Source organism: Hydrogenobacter sp. T-2, assembly GCF_033971325.1.
Lineage (GTDB): Bacteria > Aquificota > Aquificia > Aquificales > Aquificaceae > Pampinifervens > Pampinifervens diazotrophicum.
Genome location: NZ_CP117180.1, coordinates 540808 through 555166, shown reverse-complemented (window position 1 = coordinate 555166; position 14359 = coordinate 540808). Strand labels below are relative to the sequence as shown.

General features: G+C 44.3%; 18 protein-coding genes. 10 read left to right on the top strand and 8 right to left on the bottom strand.

Annotated elements, in window-relative coordinates; genetic code table 11:
- Entirely contained in the window at positions 1-1173 is a 1173-nt protein-coding gene (locus IAE16_RS03260) for a type III PLP-dependent enzyme (RefSeq protein ID WP_323701293.1), read from the top strand.
- Here IAE16_RS03260 and IAE16_RS03255 read toward each other — a convergent pair.
- Complete coding sequence (locus IAE16_RS03255) at positions 1136-1978, bottom strand: twitching motility protein (protein ID WP_323701292.1); 843 nt, start codon at positions 1976-1978, stop codon at positions 1136-1138. The two genes, IAE16_RS03260 and IAE16_RS03255, sit on opposite strands and share 38 nt — an antisense overlap.
- Positions 1979-2059: 81 nt before the next feature.
- Here IAE16_RS03255 and IAE16_RS03250 point away from each other — a divergent pair, with 81 nt between their 5' ends.
- From IAE16_RS03250 to IAE16_RS03240, 3 genes are read left to right on the top strand one after another with little or no spacing between them, the layout of a single operon-like run.
- Positions 2060-3094 carry an Mrp/NBP35 family ATP-binding protein gene (locus tag IAE16_RS03250; protein WP_323701291.1) on the top strand — a complete coding sequence of 345 codons (1035 nt, stop codon included), beginning with the start codon at positions 2060-2062 and terminating at the stop codon, positions 3092-3094.
- A 3-nt stretch (positions 3095-3097) separates the two neighbouring features.
- Positions 3098-4318, top strand: coding sequence for a cysteine desulfurase family protein (locus IAE16_RS03245; protein WP_323701290.1), 1221 nt, complete (start codon positions 3098-3100; stop codon positions 4316-4318).
- Positions 4315-5559 carry an epoxyqueuosine reductase QueH gene (locus IAE16_RS03240; protein WP_323701289.1) on the top strand — a complete coding sequence of 415 codons (1245 nt, stop codon included), beginning with the start codon at positions 4315-4317 and terminating at the stop codon, positions 5557-5559. The genes IAE16_RS03245 and IAE16_RS03240 overlap by 4 nt, the downstream gene beginning before the upstream one ends.
- Here IAE16_RS03240 and mazG read toward each other — a convergent pair.
- Positions 5528-6286, bottom strand: a complete 759-nt coding sequence (mazG, locus tag IAE16_RS03235) for a nucleoside triphosphate pyrophosphohydrolase (RefSeq protein WP_323701288.1) — start codon at positions 6284-6286, stop codon at positions 5528-5530. The genes IAE16_RS03240 and mazG overlap by 32 nt on opposite strands.
- A 17-nt stretch (positions 6287-6303) precedes the next feature.
- Between mazG and IAE16_RS03230 the strand changes: the two genes are divergently transcribed.
- From IAE16_RS03230 to IAE16_RS03215, 4 genes are read left to right on the top strand one after another with little or no spacing between them, the layout of a single operon-like run.
- A complete protein-coding gene (locus IAE16_RS03230) occupies positions 6304-7509 on the top strand; it encodes a coiled-coil domain-containing protein (protein WP_323701287.1) in 1206 nt (401 codons plus the stop codon).
- A gap of 25 nt (positions 7510-7534) precedes the next feature.
- Positions 7535-8752: a baeRF12 domain-containing protein gene (locus IAE16_RS03225; protein ID WP_323701285.1), complete on the top strand. Its 1218-nt coding sequence runs from the start codon at positions 7535-7537 to the stop codon at positions 8750-8752.
- Positions 8749-9345: a LabA-like NYN domain-containing protein gene (locus tag IAE16_RS03220; protein ID WP_323701284.1), complete on the top strand. Its 597-nt coding sequence runs from the start codon at positions 8749-8751 to the stop codon at positions 9343-9345. The genes IAE16_RS03225 and IAE16_RS03220 overlap by 4 nt, the downstream gene beginning before the upstream one ends.
- Positions 9333-10274 (top strand): bifunctional riboflavin kinase/FAD synthetase, encoded by a 942-nt coding sequence (locus tag IAE16_RS03215; protein ID WP_323701283.1) that lies wholly within the window; start codon positions 9333-9335, stop codon positions 10272-10274. The genes IAE16_RS03220 and IAE16_RS03215 overlap by 13 nt, the downstream gene beginning before the upstream one ends.
- Here the strand turns inward: IAE16_RS03215 and IAE16_RS03210 are convergent.
- The 6 genes from IAE16_RS03210 to IAE16_RS03185 are packed head-to-tail and all read right to left on the bottom strand — an operon-like array spanning position 10251 to position 13383.
- On the bottom strand, positions 10251-10532 hold the full coding sequence (locus tag IAE16_RS03210) for a hypothetical protein (protein ID WP_323701282.1): 282 nt from the start codon (positions 10530-10532) through the stop codon (positions 10251-10253). The genes IAE16_RS03215 and IAE16_RS03210 overlap by 24 nt on opposite strands.
- A gap of 9 nt (positions 10533-10541) precedes the next feature.
- The gene (locus IAE16_RS03205) at positions 10542-12107 is read right to left on the bottom strand and encodes a sigma 54-interacting transcriptional regulator (RefSeq protein ID WP_323701281.1); all 1566 of its coding nucleotides are present in this window, start codon (positions 12105-12107) and stop codon (positions 10542-10544) included.
- A gap of 8 nt (positions 12108-12115) precedes the next feature.
- Positions 12116-12502 (bottom strand): SCP2 sterol-binding domain-containing protein, encoded by a 387-nt coding sequence (locus IAE16_RS03200; protein ID WP_323701280.1) that lies wholly within the window; start codon positions 12500-12502, stop codon positions 12116-12118.
- 10 nt (positions 12503-12512) lie between these two features.
- Positions 12513-12647 (bottom strand): c-type cytochrome, encoded by a 135-nt coding sequence (locus IAE16_RS03195; protein ID WP_438617126.1) that lies wholly within the window; start codon positions 12645-12647, stop codon positions 12513-12515.
- Between the two features lie 42 nt (positions 12648-12689).
- Positions 12690-13025 carry a DUF2173 family protein gene (locus tag IAE16_RS03190; protein ID WP_323701279.1) on the bottom strand — a complete coding sequence of 112 codons (336 nt, stop codon included), beginning with the start codon at positions 13023-13025 and terminating at the stop codon, positions 12690-12692.
- Between the two features lie 16 nt (positions 13026-13041).
- The gene (locus tag IAE16_RS03185; RefSeq protein WP_323701278.1) at positions 13042-13383 is read right to left on the bottom strand and encodes a DUF2173 family protein; all 342 of its coding nucleotides are present in this window, start codon (positions 13381-13383) and stop codon (positions 13042-13044) included.
- A 191-nt stretch (positions 13384-13574) separates the two neighbouring features.
- Between IAE16_RS03185 and def the strand changes: the two genes are divergently transcribed.
- Both def and IAE16_RS03175 read left to right on the top strand, forming a co-directional pair.
- Positions 13575-14084: a peptide deformylase gene (gene def / locus IAE16_RS03180; protein ID WP_323701277.1), complete on the top strand. Its 510-nt coding sequence runs from the start codon at positions 13575-13577 to the stop codon at positions 14082-14084.
- A complete protein-coding gene (locus tag IAE16_RS03175; RefSeq protein WP_323701276.1) occupies positions 14081-14350 on the top strand; it encodes a septation protein SpoVG family protein in 270 nt (89 codons plus the stop codon). The genes def and IAE16_RS03175 overlap by 4 nt, the downstream gene beginning before the upstream one ends.
- Positions 14351-14359: the final 9 nt, after the last annotated feature.

Genomic DNA, 14359 nt, shown 5'->3' with positions numbered 1-14359 from the left:
ATGCTAAAAGAAACTATAGACCCCTTGTCTTTGCAATACGAAAATGCCCGCAGGTATTTTACGGAATTCCTCTCCCAAAGAGAGCATCTGCTTCCTTACCTAAAGCCCCAGAAAACCCCTCTGCTACTTATAGACCTTCAGGGCATAAAAAGTAGATACATTGAGGTAAAGTATCACTTTTCTCAGTTTAAGGTTTACTATGCGGTGAAGGCTAACGACCATGTGGATATTCTTAAGACCCTTGCAGAGCTTGGCTCTGGTTTTGAGGTGGCTTCCTCAGAGGAGCTAAAAAAAGTCTTAGAGCTTGGAGTAAAGCCAGAAAGGATAATCTCCAGCAACCCCGTAAAGCCTACGGACTTTATAGCCTATGCCTACGAGAAGGGAATAAATAGGTTCGTAGTGGACTCTTTCACAGAAGTAGACAAATTGACAAAGACAGCTCCAAGGTCAAGGGTATACGCAAGGCTTGTGGTTCCAAATGAGGGAAGCGACTGGCCTCTATCAAAGAAGTTTGGTGTTGATGTGGACACAGCCCTTGACATATTGGAATATGCCCAGAGCAAAGGTCTTATTCCTTACGGTATTACCTTCCATGTGGGGTCTCAGTGCAACAACTTTAGAAACTGGCTTATAGGTATAAAGAAAGCCAGTGAGCTTTGGCAGAAGGCAAAACTCAGAGGTCTAAGACTTCAGATGCTCAATATGGGTGGTGGTCTGCCCGTAAAATACACCTACGAAGCCCTTAGGATAGAGGACATAGCTTACTATGTGAAGGGTCTTTTGCAGAAGTTTATGCCTTCACTTCCCCATGAGCTTCAAATTGAGCCAGGAAGAGGTATAGTGGGAGACCAAGGCATAATGGTCTGCAGGGTTATAGGAAAGGCAAAAAGAGGTGAGGAAAACTGGCTTTACGTAGACACGGGAGTCTTTAACGGTCTTGCGGAAGCCCTCGGGGGCATAAGGTATCCATTCTACCTTGAGAGGGGTGGAGAACTAAAGGAGTGGACCATAGGTGGTGTTTCTTGCGATAGCATGGATGTGGTTGCACGCATGGTGCCACTGCCTGAGCCAGAAGTGGGTGATTACCTTTACATTCTCTCTGCAGGAGCTTACACCACCGTATATGCTGCAGACTTTAACGGTTTTCCTGAGCCTGAGGTTCTGTGCCTTTGAAGCTTAAGCATACTGTTCCTTCCATACCGCTTTCCACATGCACCCACGCCCTTAGCAAGGAGCTGGAAAGCTCAATAAAAGCCTTGTCAACCGCAGGCAAATTGAGTATAAGTAAGGTATTCTCCGCAAGCATAAGCATATATTCTAGCTCCTTAGGCTGTATTATCTCTCTATACCCCACAAAGAGTATGTTAGGATTCATGTAAAAAGCGTCCTTCAAACCCTCTTCAAATGTATCCACATCAACACCCACCTCTCTCTGCACTACAAGGGACTGCCCGTGTCTAAGGAGAAAAGTAAGAGGGGATTCTAAGATGAATATGACCTTACCGTAGCTATCACAAACCTTCTGCAAAAAGGAGTATATAAACGTGTTCACTAAAAGATGGTTTCTCCCCTGAAAAACAAAGAAGCCAGAGCTATAAATCCTTATTATTTCTTCCAGTCTGCTTAGGTCGTTTTTGTTTGGACAGAGTTTATCAAGAGACGGTATATTGTAAGGAGTTTTTAGGATGTGAACCACGTAGCTACCCCTCTGCGTAATGTATTTAACTCTGAACCTTCCCACGTTTTGAAGACCAAAGGAAAACATTCCCTCTTTCCCGAGGGGTCCAAGAGCGAAGGTTGTGTGGCTTCTAAGGGCTACCAAGGTATCCCTTATATCCTCTGGAGTAAGAAGAGCATCAGATACCTTTATGAGCTTTTGACCTTTCCTTTCCATTATAAAAGCCTTTGGCACGAGGTATATCTCTGTTATATCTTCGTTGGCACTCAGATAGCTAACTATGTGCGGTAGGTAATTCATCTTTTTTCTCCTTGTTGATAATTCTCATAACACCACTCAAACTAAAAATTATATTATGCTCAAAAGGTCAGGAGGAAAAAAATGGCGGTAAAGGATATTATGGAAGCCCTAAGGGACGAAATGGTTAACAACTCACGGCTCTCCGAGTTAGTTAAAGATATAAAACTCATAGGAAGAACACTTGAGATAGTATACAGGCTACCTCAAAGGGGGCTTGAAGAGGATATCGTAGAAAAGACAAGAAATGCCCTTGAGAGGGTGCCAGATGTGGAGGATGTAAAGGTCAGGTTTGTGGAGGACATTCCCGCACAGCCTGTTATGGGTGCACCTGCCTTTACCAGAAGAAGGGTACCAGGCATAAAACACCTTATCGCAGTTGGTAGTGGAAAGGGTGGTGTGGGTAAGTCTACCGTTTCAGCAAACCTTGCCCTTGCTCTTTCAAAGCTCGGATATAGGGTTGGTCTTTTGGATGCGGACATATACGGACCCAGTATTCCTACTATAATGGGTGTAAAGGGCGAAAGGGTGCATGTGGACGAAAGCAATAGGATAATACCCATAGAAAAGTATGGAATAAAACTGCTTTCTATAGGTTTTTTGCTCCCCTCCGAGGACACGCCAGTTATATGGCGTGGTCCCATGCTTATGAAGGCACTCACGCAGTTTCTCTTTGACGTAAATTGGGGTGAACTTGACTACCTTATCCTTGACCTCCCACCTGGAACAGGAGATGTTCAGCTTACCCTTGCTCAAAACGTGCATATGGGTGGTGCGGTGGTGGTGACCACTCCTCAGGATGTGGCTTTGGCAGATGTGAAAAAGGCGGTAGCCATGTTCAAAGAGGTTCAGATACCCATTCTGGGCGTCATAGAAAATATGGCTTACTTTGTATGCCCCGATAGCGGCAAGAAATATTACATCTTTGGAAAGGGTAGGGTGGCAGAGTTTGCCACCACCTACGGGCTTAAGATACTTGGTTCAATACCCATTGACCCAGAGCTTGCGGAGACTTCTGACCTGGGAGTGCCGGTGGTGGAAAGCCACCCAGACTCAGACACCGCAAGGGCTTTTATAAGCATAGCAAAGCTAATTAGCGACATAACAGAAAGGAGGTAAAAGATGTTTGTTAAAAAAGCGGGTAAAAGGGTAGTTTACTTAGACCACATTGCAACAACGCCAGTAGCGGAAGAAGTCCTACAGGCTATGCTTCCCTACTTTAGAGAACACTTTGGAAACCCTACATCTCTGCATAGCTTTGGACAGGTGGCAAAAAAGGCTATAAACGAAGCAAGGGGAAAACTGTCAGCCCTTACAAACGCCAACAGTCCTGAGGAGTTTATCTTCACCTCTGGTGGTATAGAAGCCAACAACTTAGCTATAAAGGGTATAGCGGAAGCCTATGAAAAGAAGGGAAGGCATATAATTACCACGGAGATAGAACATCATTCCATATTGCACCCTCTAAAAAGCCTTGAGAAGAGGGGCTGGGAGGTAACCTACCTAAAGCCAGACAAATACGGACTTATAGACCCTCAGCAATTGGCGGATGCGGTCAGACCAGATACGGTTCTTGTAAGCATAGGGCATTCTAACAGGGAGATAGGGACTATACAAAACATAAAAGAGCTCGTAAGAGCAGTAAAGGAGAAAAACCCAAAGGTTATCTTCCACACGGACGCATGTCCCACCCTGGGACATTATCCTGTAGACCTAAAGGATTGGGGTGTAGATGCCGCCTCCTTTACCGCACACCTCATGTATGGACCTAAGGGTGTGGGTGCCTTGTGGACAAGAAAGGGCGTAAAGATAAGACCACTAATAGAGGGTGGAACTCAAGAAAGGGGTGTAAGGGCTGGAACGGAAAACGTGCCGGGTATAGTGGGCTTTGGTGCTGCCTGCGAGCTTGCCATGAAGGAACTGCCAGACAGAATGGAAAGGCTCTCCTTATACAGAGACAGGCTAAAGAGGGGTCTTGAAGAAAGGCTTGATATGATAGAGTTTACGGGGCATCCCACGCAAAGGCTACCGCATCATCTTTCTTTGATTGTCCACTTAATAGAAGGAGAAGCCATGCTCCTTAGGCTTGACCTTATGGGTATAGAGACAGCCTCTGGTTCTGCCTGCGTGTCTTTGGCTCTAAAGCAGTCTCATGTGCTTTTTGCGGTGGGTGTTCCCAAGGAAGTAGCCAACGGCTCTATAGTCTTTAGCTTTGGAAGGGATAACACGGATGAGGATGTGGACTATGTGATAGAGGAGTTTCCAAAGACGGTAAAACTTCTCAGAGAGCTATCACCCTTTAACCCAGAAAACTGGGAGCAGTATGTGAAGGGCAAGAAATGAAAATTTTAGTCCATATATGCTGTGCACCTGATGCGGTTTACTTTCTAAAAAGGCTGAGAGAAGACTATCCGCAGTCTGAGATAGTGGGCTTTTTCTACGATCCGAATATACACCCCTATGAAGAGTATAGGCTTAGGTTTTTGGAGACCGAAAGGATATGTAAGGAGCTTGGTATTGAGCTATATGAGGGCGAATACGACTTGGAGAGTTGGCTTTCTGCGGTAAAAGGCTATGAGGATGAACCAGAGAGGGGCGAAAGATGTGCCATATGTTTTGATTACCGGCTCCTCAGAAGTCTCCAGTTTGCCAAGGAGGTGGGTGCCACGCATTTGACAACTACCTTGCTTATGAGTCCAAAGAAGGAGTTTCTTATGCTAAAAGAGAGCGGGCAAAAGGTGTGCAAAGGCTCAGGCATTGAGTTCTTGGCTTTGGACTATCGCAAGGGTGGTGGCACTCAGGAGATGTTCAGGCTTTCAAGGGAGTTGGAGCTATACCATCAGGACTACTGCGGATGTATATATGGACTTTTTAAGCAGAAGAAGGGTCCAGTGCAGTGGGATTTGGTCTCCTTTGGCGGCAGAAGACCGGGAAGCAAGGAGGAGCTGAGCTTTATAAAAGGAGCAAGGCTCTTTGCGGAACAGGAGCTTGGGCTTTCTTGCAAGGAGTGGGAATTTGGCTTTCTCAATTGGAAGGTTTTGCAAGGAAAACTTGAAGTCAAGGGTCAGACAATTCCATCCCTTGTAAGACCCTACTCCCCCTCCATAAGAGGTCTCTTAAAGGCAGACCCAGTGGAAAAGGTAGGAAGGGTCATATACTACAACAAGGGTGGGCTAAGGGTAATTTTGACAGAAGGCTTGAGAGACGAACCTCTTGAGTTTTTTGATAATCTCTGCAGTCCTACCTTTCTTGTTCCAAAGGAATATGAGGAAATACTCTTAGGAAACAGAGTCTCTGCGGAGCTTCAAACAGAGATAAACCCAGATAAGTCTCTTATTTTGCTTATAGGTAGTTTGGATGCAAAGGACATAGCTTACCTGCCTGCGGACACCCTGCAGGATGGCACAGGGATAAGTCTGGAAGGTTTAAGGGAGTTTCTAAGAAAAGAGCAAAGGGACATAGCCTTGGGAAGAAAAGCCTACCTCTTGGTTGGTGCAAGCACTCTCGGAAACCCCGGAGTGAGATACTTTGAAGAGAGAACTGGTAAAAAGGTTAGAAGTTTTCTGTGTAGTCAAACCTCTTAGCCTCAAGCCACAAAGCGTCCATTTCCTCAAGGGTCATCTGCCTTATGTCTTTACCCATCTCCTTTGCCCTCCTTTCCATATATCTAAACCTCTTTTCAAACCTATCGTTTGCCTTTTGAAGGCATAGCTCCGCATCAAGTTTGAGAAGTCTTCCAAGCTCTACCACCGCAGTGAGAAGGTCTCCCAGCTCATGTTCAAGCTCTCTGCTATCTCCAGAGGTCATGGCTTCTCTTAGTTCTTGAAGCTCCTCCATTATTTTCTCTATTACCTGCTCTGGTCTTTCAAAGTCAAAACCCACAAGACTTGCCCTATCTTGAAGTTTTTGAGACCTCATAAGTGCAGGAAGGCTCTTGGGAACACCATCAAGGATGCTTTCTCTATCTTTTAGCTTTCTCTCCTCCCAGTTTTTAAGCACCTCCTCTGGAGTTTCACAGCCAAAGACATGGGGATGACGCTCTATGAGCTTTTTATTAAGCCTTTGGATTACCTCCTCTATATCAAAAGCAGACCTCTCCTTTGCTATCTGAGAGTGGAAAACCACCTGAATCAAAAGGTCTCCAAGCTCTTCCTTTAGCTTTTCATCATCTCCAATATCTATAGCATCAAGAAGCTCATAAGCCTCCTCTATAAGATACTTTTTGAGGCTTTGGTGGGTCTGAGACCTATCCCAGGGACATTTGGAGCGAAGCTCCTCCATAATCCTCAAAAGCTCATTAAAGGCTTCCATGGGCTATATTATACCCAATGGTTAGAGAAGCTCTAAAACTGCTCTTTCTCATAGTCTCTTATAACTTTATACTGCACTACCTGTCTACTCTGCTACCTATTGCTCTATTTCCTCTTCATTTAGAGGGTATCCTTATGGTTGCATCTTTCATTTCCGCCCTTTACCTTGCATGGCTCTTTGGATACAGAGAAAAGACCGTCATATGGCTTGCCTATGTTTCCCTATTCCAGATAATAGGGCTTTCTATTGTGAGAGAAGACCATGAGGTAATAACCCAGTTTCTTCCTTCCCTCTTGCTTACTGTGTCCCTTATCTGGCTATTTGAGTCTCCTGTGGAAAAAAGGACAAAGAAGCTGGAGGAGGAAAGAAGAAGGCTGGAAGAAGAGCTAAGCAGGAACCAGACAGAGCTAACGAGGCTCCTTGAGCAGATAAACCTCTCAAAAGACCTAACAGAAAGGCTTTCTAAGGAGAAAGAGCTTATAGAGAGAGAGCTTGTAAAACTCAGGGAGGAAGAGCTTCCAGAGAAGGAGGAACTGGAAAGGGAAAGGCAAGTTCTGTTGAAAAAGCTACAGGAAAACCAGAAAAAGCTCATGGAATACACAGAAAGGCTTGAAAGGCTTACAAGAATAAACAGGGAGCTTTTCCAGATGCTTGAAGCCATGCAGGACACAGAACCAAAGGGAGGCAAGGAGGAATTATCAAGACTAAGACAAGAAAGAAAAAGACTATCAAAAGAGCTTATATCTCTGCAGGAGCTTTTAGAGGAGCTTTCAAAGGAGAATATGGAGATAAGCCAAAAGTACGAGGAGCTCTTGCAAAGGTTTGAGGAGGAAAAAAGGGAAAGGGAAAAACTCCAGTTACAGGTGGAAAGCCTCCTCAAGCAGGTGGAGAGCAAAAGACAAATGTACGAAGACCTACTTTCAACTCTCTTTGAAAACATAGAGTTTGAAGACAGAGCCATAAGGGAGTTTTTAGAGCTTGACAGGGAAACAAAGAGGGAGTTTCTTAGGGAGCTTATGCTTCTCAACATGAAGGACAGGGAAGAAAGGTTTGAGGTAATGAAGGGCTACAAAAATGTGTTTAAACTCAAGCCTATGGGTGGAAGGATATACTTCACCTTTGGCGAAACAAAAAGATGGAAAGTTCTTGGTATGCTTTGGGGTGAGGACGATAAAAGCAAGGACAGATATACCAAGGAGCTTCTGATAAAATATAGAGATTAAAGGTAATCAAGAAAGGAGGTAATTGATGAACAGTTTGAAAGAGGTCATTGAAAGGCTTTTGAGCTTCAAACCAAACAACTACATGGTTGCCAACCTATACCTTAAGCTCGGCGTGGAAGAAAGGACAGACAGAAAGTATCTAAGGACCTTTAAGGATTTGGTTAAAGCTCAGAAGGAACTTCTAAAGGAGCGAGAATTAGAGAATGATGTTCTTAAGTCTTTGGAAGAGGACTTTAGGAGAATGGAAGACTTTCTTTCAGAACCAGAAAACCTCAAGGGATGCAGAGGAATAGCTATCTTCTCCTCTTCCCTTAGAGGGCTTTTTGAAGTTGTTGAACTACCATACACCTACAAAAACAGGCTCATGATTGACCATGACCCTCTTATAAGAGAAATAGCGGTAATTGACGAAGAGCTTGGCAGGATAGGAGTGCTAATCATAGACAGAAAGCATGTGCGGTTTTTCCTTATGGACCTTGAGGGGATGACGGAGGTTTTGGACTTTATGGAGCCTCTTGCCACAAGAGCACATAAATTCCACTCTGGAGGTAGTATGCTCAAGGGGGCGGAGGGAACTATGAGGTTTTCCATGCCCTCCAGAATAGGTGGTCCAAACATGGTCCAGCACTCTTTTGGTGAATACAGGTTTAACATGAGGATAAAGGAAGAAAAGCATAGGCTCTTCAAGATTGCGAGCGATGCTCTTATGGAGGCTTGGAAAGAGAACAAGTTTGACAAACTGATCATAGGTTCCGACAGAGAGGATATAAGGCAGATAGAAAACCACCTGCACCCATACCTTTTGGAGAGGCTCGTAGGATATATAAATATGAACCCATCCTACGTGGAGGATGTGGAACTTAGGGAAAAGGTCTACCAGCTCCTTATGAGCAAAAGTAGGGAAAAAGAGAAGAGCCTGATAGAGGAACTGCAGGAGTTAGAAGGTAGGGGTCTTGCGGTCAACGGCACTTCAAAGGTTTTGGAGCAGTTATACAACGGAAACGTAAGACTTCTGCTACTTCCTGATGATTTCCAAAAACCGGGATATGTGTGCGAAAAGTCCCACCTGCCTCTTCTTACACCAGAATGCCCCTTGGAGGACAGGGTCTATCCTGTCCCAGATGTGGTGGATGAGGTCATTGAATTTGCTCTTGAGGAAAGGGCAAGGATAAAGGTTGTATCTTCAGAAGAGCTCAAGAGAAGGATAGACGGGCTTGCCTGCTTTATGCGGTTTGCTCTATGAACTATGAAAGGGTGGTAATATTCATAGATGGCTCTAACCTTTTTCATGCCATAAGGTATATGACCATAAAGATAGACTACCAGAGGTTGGTGGACTTTTTAAGGGAAGATAGAAAGCTCATAAGGGCGTATTTTTATGGTGCCATACCTCAGGAGAAGGACATAAAGAAAAACAGTCCAGAATGGGAGAGCTATATAAGGCAGAGGAGGTTTCTTGAAGAGCTTTCTCTACAGGGCATAAAGGTAAAATTGGCAAAGCTGAGAAAGCTACCTTCTGGCGAATACGTGGAGAAAGAGGTGGATATAATGCTTGCAACGGACATGCTCAGCATGGCTCACATGAATACCTACGACACTGCAGTGCTTGTAAGTGGAGACAGCGATTTTTCCTACACGGTGGAGGAGGTGCAAAGGATCGGCAAAAGGGTAGAAAACGCCTCCTTCAAGAGGACAAGCTCCTACCAACTTCGTAAGGTTTGCGACAGGTTTTTGCTCTTGGATGACTACCTGGATAGGTTTGTGGTGCAAGAAAAGATAGAGGTATCTCAAGAGCTGAGCTTTTGGGAAAGGATAAAAAAGCTATGGAAAGGGTAGTGTGTCTTAGGACAAGTCAGAGTGGGTCTATTAAAGGGTTGGAGTGTGTAGAGGAACTTACAGAACCCTATGCTGTAACCGTTGGGAACTTTGACGGTATCCACAGGGGACATCAGCATCTCTTAGAAAGACTAACTTCAAGAGCAAGGGAGAAGGGTCTAAAGAGCTTAGTGCTTTCCTTTTATCCACATCCACTAAGGGTTTTGAGCCCTACGCAAGCACCCTGCGAGCTTACGGATATAAGGGAGAGGTCAGAGCTTATCCTCAAGCATGATGTAGACCAAGTGGTATTTATAAGGTTTGATAGAAGGTTTTCAAGGCTTCCTGCGGAGGATTTTATAAGAGAAGTTCTTTGGAGTAGGTTAAAGTGCAGGCATCTTGTGGTTGGCTACGATTGGAGATTCGGCTATAAGCGTGAGGGTGAAATAGAGCTTGCAAAGGAGCTTGGCAGAGAAATAGGCTTTGAAGTGGAAGAGACTGAACCTTTTAGGGTAAACGGGCATGTGGTGAGTAGTACACTTATAAGGAGACTGCTTCATATGGGAAGACTTGAGGAAGCCAGCCTCTACCTTGGAAGAAACTATACCCTTAAAAGAAAAGTAATATCTGGAGAGGGAAGAGGCTTTACTCTTGGTTTCCCAACCGCAAACTTGCAAAATACGGAAAACCTTTGTCTAAGGGAAGGTGTGTATGCGGTGAAGGTCGAAGACCACTTTATGGGCGTTGCTAACTATGGGATAAGACCCACCTTCGGAGGTAAGAAAAGGGTCTTGGAGGTCCATATACTTGACTTCGAGGGAAACTTAAGGGATAAGGAAATAAGGGTGGAGTTTCTCAAGTTTCTTAGAGAAGAGAGAAAGTTCTCCAATCCAGAGGAGCTTAAAAGGCAGATAGAGGAAGATATCTCAAGAGTCAGAGGACTCTTCTAAATATCCTACGTATATGATATTGCCATCCTCAGTTAGACCAAAGGCTTTTTCCATCTTGTCTCTAAGACCCTTTTTGTTTTCCAAAAAGTCCTTGAGGGTTTTTGGCTCTCCATGGGCTCTGAGCATGTATTCTTTTACCTCACCGTTGTCAAAGTGAATCTTCACAGGCAAGCAATAAAACTTAGAGTTTTCACCATCATGGCACCTTTCTATCTCACCCAACACCTCAATGCTTACACTTCTTGCCACCAACTTCATAGGTATATTTTAACCTATGCCTAACTCTTTTAGCTTCCTCCAGAGGGTGGTTCTGTGCATGCCCAACATTCTTGCCGCAAGGCTTTTGTTCCCACCCACCTGTTCAAGGACTCTTCTTATCTTTTCCTTCTCCTCTTCTTGTTCCCTTTGAGAGTTTTCTACCTCAATTTGAATATCCTCAAGGTTTATCAGACTTCCTCTGCAAGTGATAACCGTACGCTCTACTATGTTTTCAAGCTCACGCACATTGCCGGGGAAATGATAAGAAAGCAAAAGCCTTATTGCCTCGGAGGAAAAGCCCTTTATTCTCCTTGAGTATTTCCTCGCATACTTTTCCAAGAAGTGCTTAAGAAGTGCTGGTATATCTTCCTTTCTTTCCCTGAGGGGAGGAAGGTATAGCCTCACAACGCTGAGCCTGTAGTAGAGGTCTTCTCTGAATTCACCGCGTTTTATAAGCTCTCTTAGGTTTTTGTTTGTGGAAGCTATTATGCGAACATTTACCCTTCTTGTCCTTGTATCTCCAAGCCTTTCAAACTCTTTGTCTTGCACCAAGTGGAGTATCTTTGCCTGCAGGTGAAGTGGCATATCACCTATCTCGTCTAAAAACAGGGTTCCACCGTCGGCAAGCTCTACCTTACCCGGCTTATCTTTAACCGCTCCAGTAAAAGCTCCCTTTATGTATCCGAAAAGCTCAGCTTCTAAGAGACTCTCTGGAATAGCAGCACAGTTTACCTTTACAAAGGGACCGTTTCTTCTAGGAGAAAGGTAATGTATGTATTTAGCAAGTAGGCTTTTACCTGTTCCCGTTTCTCCCTCAATAAGGACGTTCACATCGTAATCCGCTATGGTTTTTACCGTATCCAGCACCTTCTGAAAGACCGGGCTTTTTGTTATTATTGTTTCCTCTTCTCCCAGCTCACACACAGATACCTCGTTTAACACATACAAGGAGACCACATAACCAAAGCCAGAGGACATGGGAGAAACAAGAAGAGATGCCTTCTGTCTTCCGCAGGGTGTTTCCACGAATATATCAGACCTTTCACCTTCTGGAGGTAGCTCTTCAAGGGACAGGTTTATAAGCTCTTTTATGTTCTTGCCTATTAAGATACCTTCCTCTTCCCTACATAACATCCTGCTTGCAACTCTGTTGTGTTCTATTACATTACCTTGTGGGTCAAGGACAAGTATAGCTTCCACTATGGAGTTTAGTATGGTCTCCTTGTAAGTCCTTTGACGCTCCGCCTCCACTATGCAGTGAACCACATTGCTAACATCTCTAAAGACCTCAAGGGCGCCCACAAACCTTCCCTCTTTATACAAGGGCGACATGCTCCAACAGGCGTGCCTTGAATTTATGGTCTCCACATCGTAAACCTGAACTCCTTCCCCCTCCTCCCTTACATACCCAAAGGGACAGGAATTACATATGGAGAAAAGTCCCTTGCAGTTTTTACCTTCTATATCCTCACGCTGTAAAAGAGCCTTGGCTGACCTGTTGGCATAAATTACCTTGAAATTTTCATCTATCACAAGAACTGCATCAAAAAGACTGTCAAAGGAAGAAAAATCCATAGGCAAAATTATAGCTCCCAGCTTGTTGGTATCCTTGACATCATCCTTAGACTCTCTTCAAAGGCGGACATATACCTCATGGCGGTTATCATAGAACCTTTGAACTTGAGCCTCTTTGTTAGCATTGCAGAACGAGGTCCCATTTCACCCGTTGCTAACCTTTTCCAATTATCTGGGCTTGCCCATAGCTCAAAGTCATATTTATGAGCGTTAGCCTTTCCAGCGAATTTTGCAGTTCCATTTTCCACTACAAGCTCCACCGCCTCTCCTTCCTTGCCCTCTATGTAATACTTTATACTCGCAGAAAAGTCTCTCAGATCAGACTTTAGCTTTTCGTTCTTGTTCCATTCCTCCATGTAGGCTTTTATCCAGTCCTCTGACAAAAACTTATACATTTCAAACCCCCTATTCAAGAGAAAGTATCCATTTGACTATCTGTCTGGCTTCTGCTTCTTTGACCTTTTGAGGTAGCATAGGAATACTACCCCAAACACCTGCACCACCCTTGAGGGTTTTTTCTGTAAGATAGTCCAACGCCAAAAATAAAAAAAGGGAAGGCTTAGAGCCTCCCCCAGGTGGCGGTCATTTGCCCGCTACTTCTCTGAGTGCCTTGAAGACCTCGTTAAAGGACACCTCGTCGTTGTTAACGAATACCCCCACATTACCCATTACGCATACAGAATACTTTGGACCAGTAAGAGCCCAGCCCATAAGAGGCGTCCACTCTTGACCAGAGAAGGCAGTATATCCATCGCACTGCATCTTAGCCATAGCATTGTTTGCCCCGCACATCTCTGCAGCCATAGCCGCTTGCTCTTCTGAAATATTGCCTTTGTAAGCGACAAGTTTACCATCATCGGTAAACTCACCTGCCGCCCAAACACCTTTAACTTGCATGAGTCTGTCAAGGTTTGCCATGGTTTACACCTCCTTTTTAGATATACCTGGAAAGGGTTTCAAAGGTCTTGTCAAAGTCTGCCTTGTCAAGCTCCAAGAACACACCCACATTACCCATTATGCATGCAACGTGTTTGCCACCAGCAACTGCAAAACCCACAACAGGATAAAAGCCATCCTGTCCAGTGTAGGCACTCCAACCCTTTGCCTGCATATTGCCCATGAGCTTGTTTGCAGCACACATCATAGCAGCGATCTCTGCGGACTTCTCATCAATGTTACCGTAGTAGGCAAGAAGCCTACCGTCATCTGAAAACTCTCCTGCTGCCACTGCACCAGGCAGTGACATGAGCTCTTTGAGCTTGCTAAGTGTTGCCATGGTTCTACCTCCTTTAAAGGTTTTCACTTTCATTCTATGCAAATAACTTGCCAAAAATCATAAGCATAAGATTTAGAATTATCAATGCTTTTATGAATTAGTGCTTTATATCATATGTTGCGTGTTGCAACACTGATGCAACGCCGTGCAAGGCTTGAAACTACACAAAAGAGGCATAAACTTTTATCTTTATGGTAAGAGAAATAGTTAGATTTCCTAACCCTGTATTGAAGACACCCACCCAGAAGGTAGATGTTATAGATAAGGAAATAAAAGAGCTTGTTAAAGACATGTTTGAGACCATGTATCATGCGGAAGGTGTAGGACTTGCAGCAAACCAAATAGGTGTGAGCCTAAGGGTTATGGTTATAGACACCACACCAAAAAAGGAAAGCCCACCTGTTAAGCTGGTCTTGATAAACCCCGAGGTTATCTCTGCGGAAGGAAGCATAAAATACAAAGAGGGTTGCCTTTCTTTTCCCGGTCTTATGGTAGAAGTAGAAAGACACAATAAAGTAAAGGTAAGAGCATCGGACTTGAATGGCGAAGAAAAAGAATATGAGCTTGAAGGCTTTCCAGCCATAGTTTTTCAGCACGAAATGGACCACCTTATGGGAATAACCTTTATAGACAGAGTGAACGGACTAAAGAGAAGGCTGGCATTGGAAAAGTATTCAAAACTGCAAAAGCAAAAGGCATGAATGTAGAGCTTGTTGACTTTTACCCCTTTGAAGTCTCCACAAGAAGACCACGACTTCTCGCCTATGCGGATGTAAGAATTGACGGGAAAATCCTCATAAGAGGAATAAGGCTCTACGAGTCAAAAAACGGAGGCTATTTTATCTCTATGCCAGAATACAATCCAGAAAGGAAAAGAGCCATAGTGGAGCTTGAAGATAAAGAGCTTCTTGAGAAGGTGAGAAGGGTAGTGGTGGACTATTACAAGAGTTTAATTTCTGTGAGTTGACTCCGCATT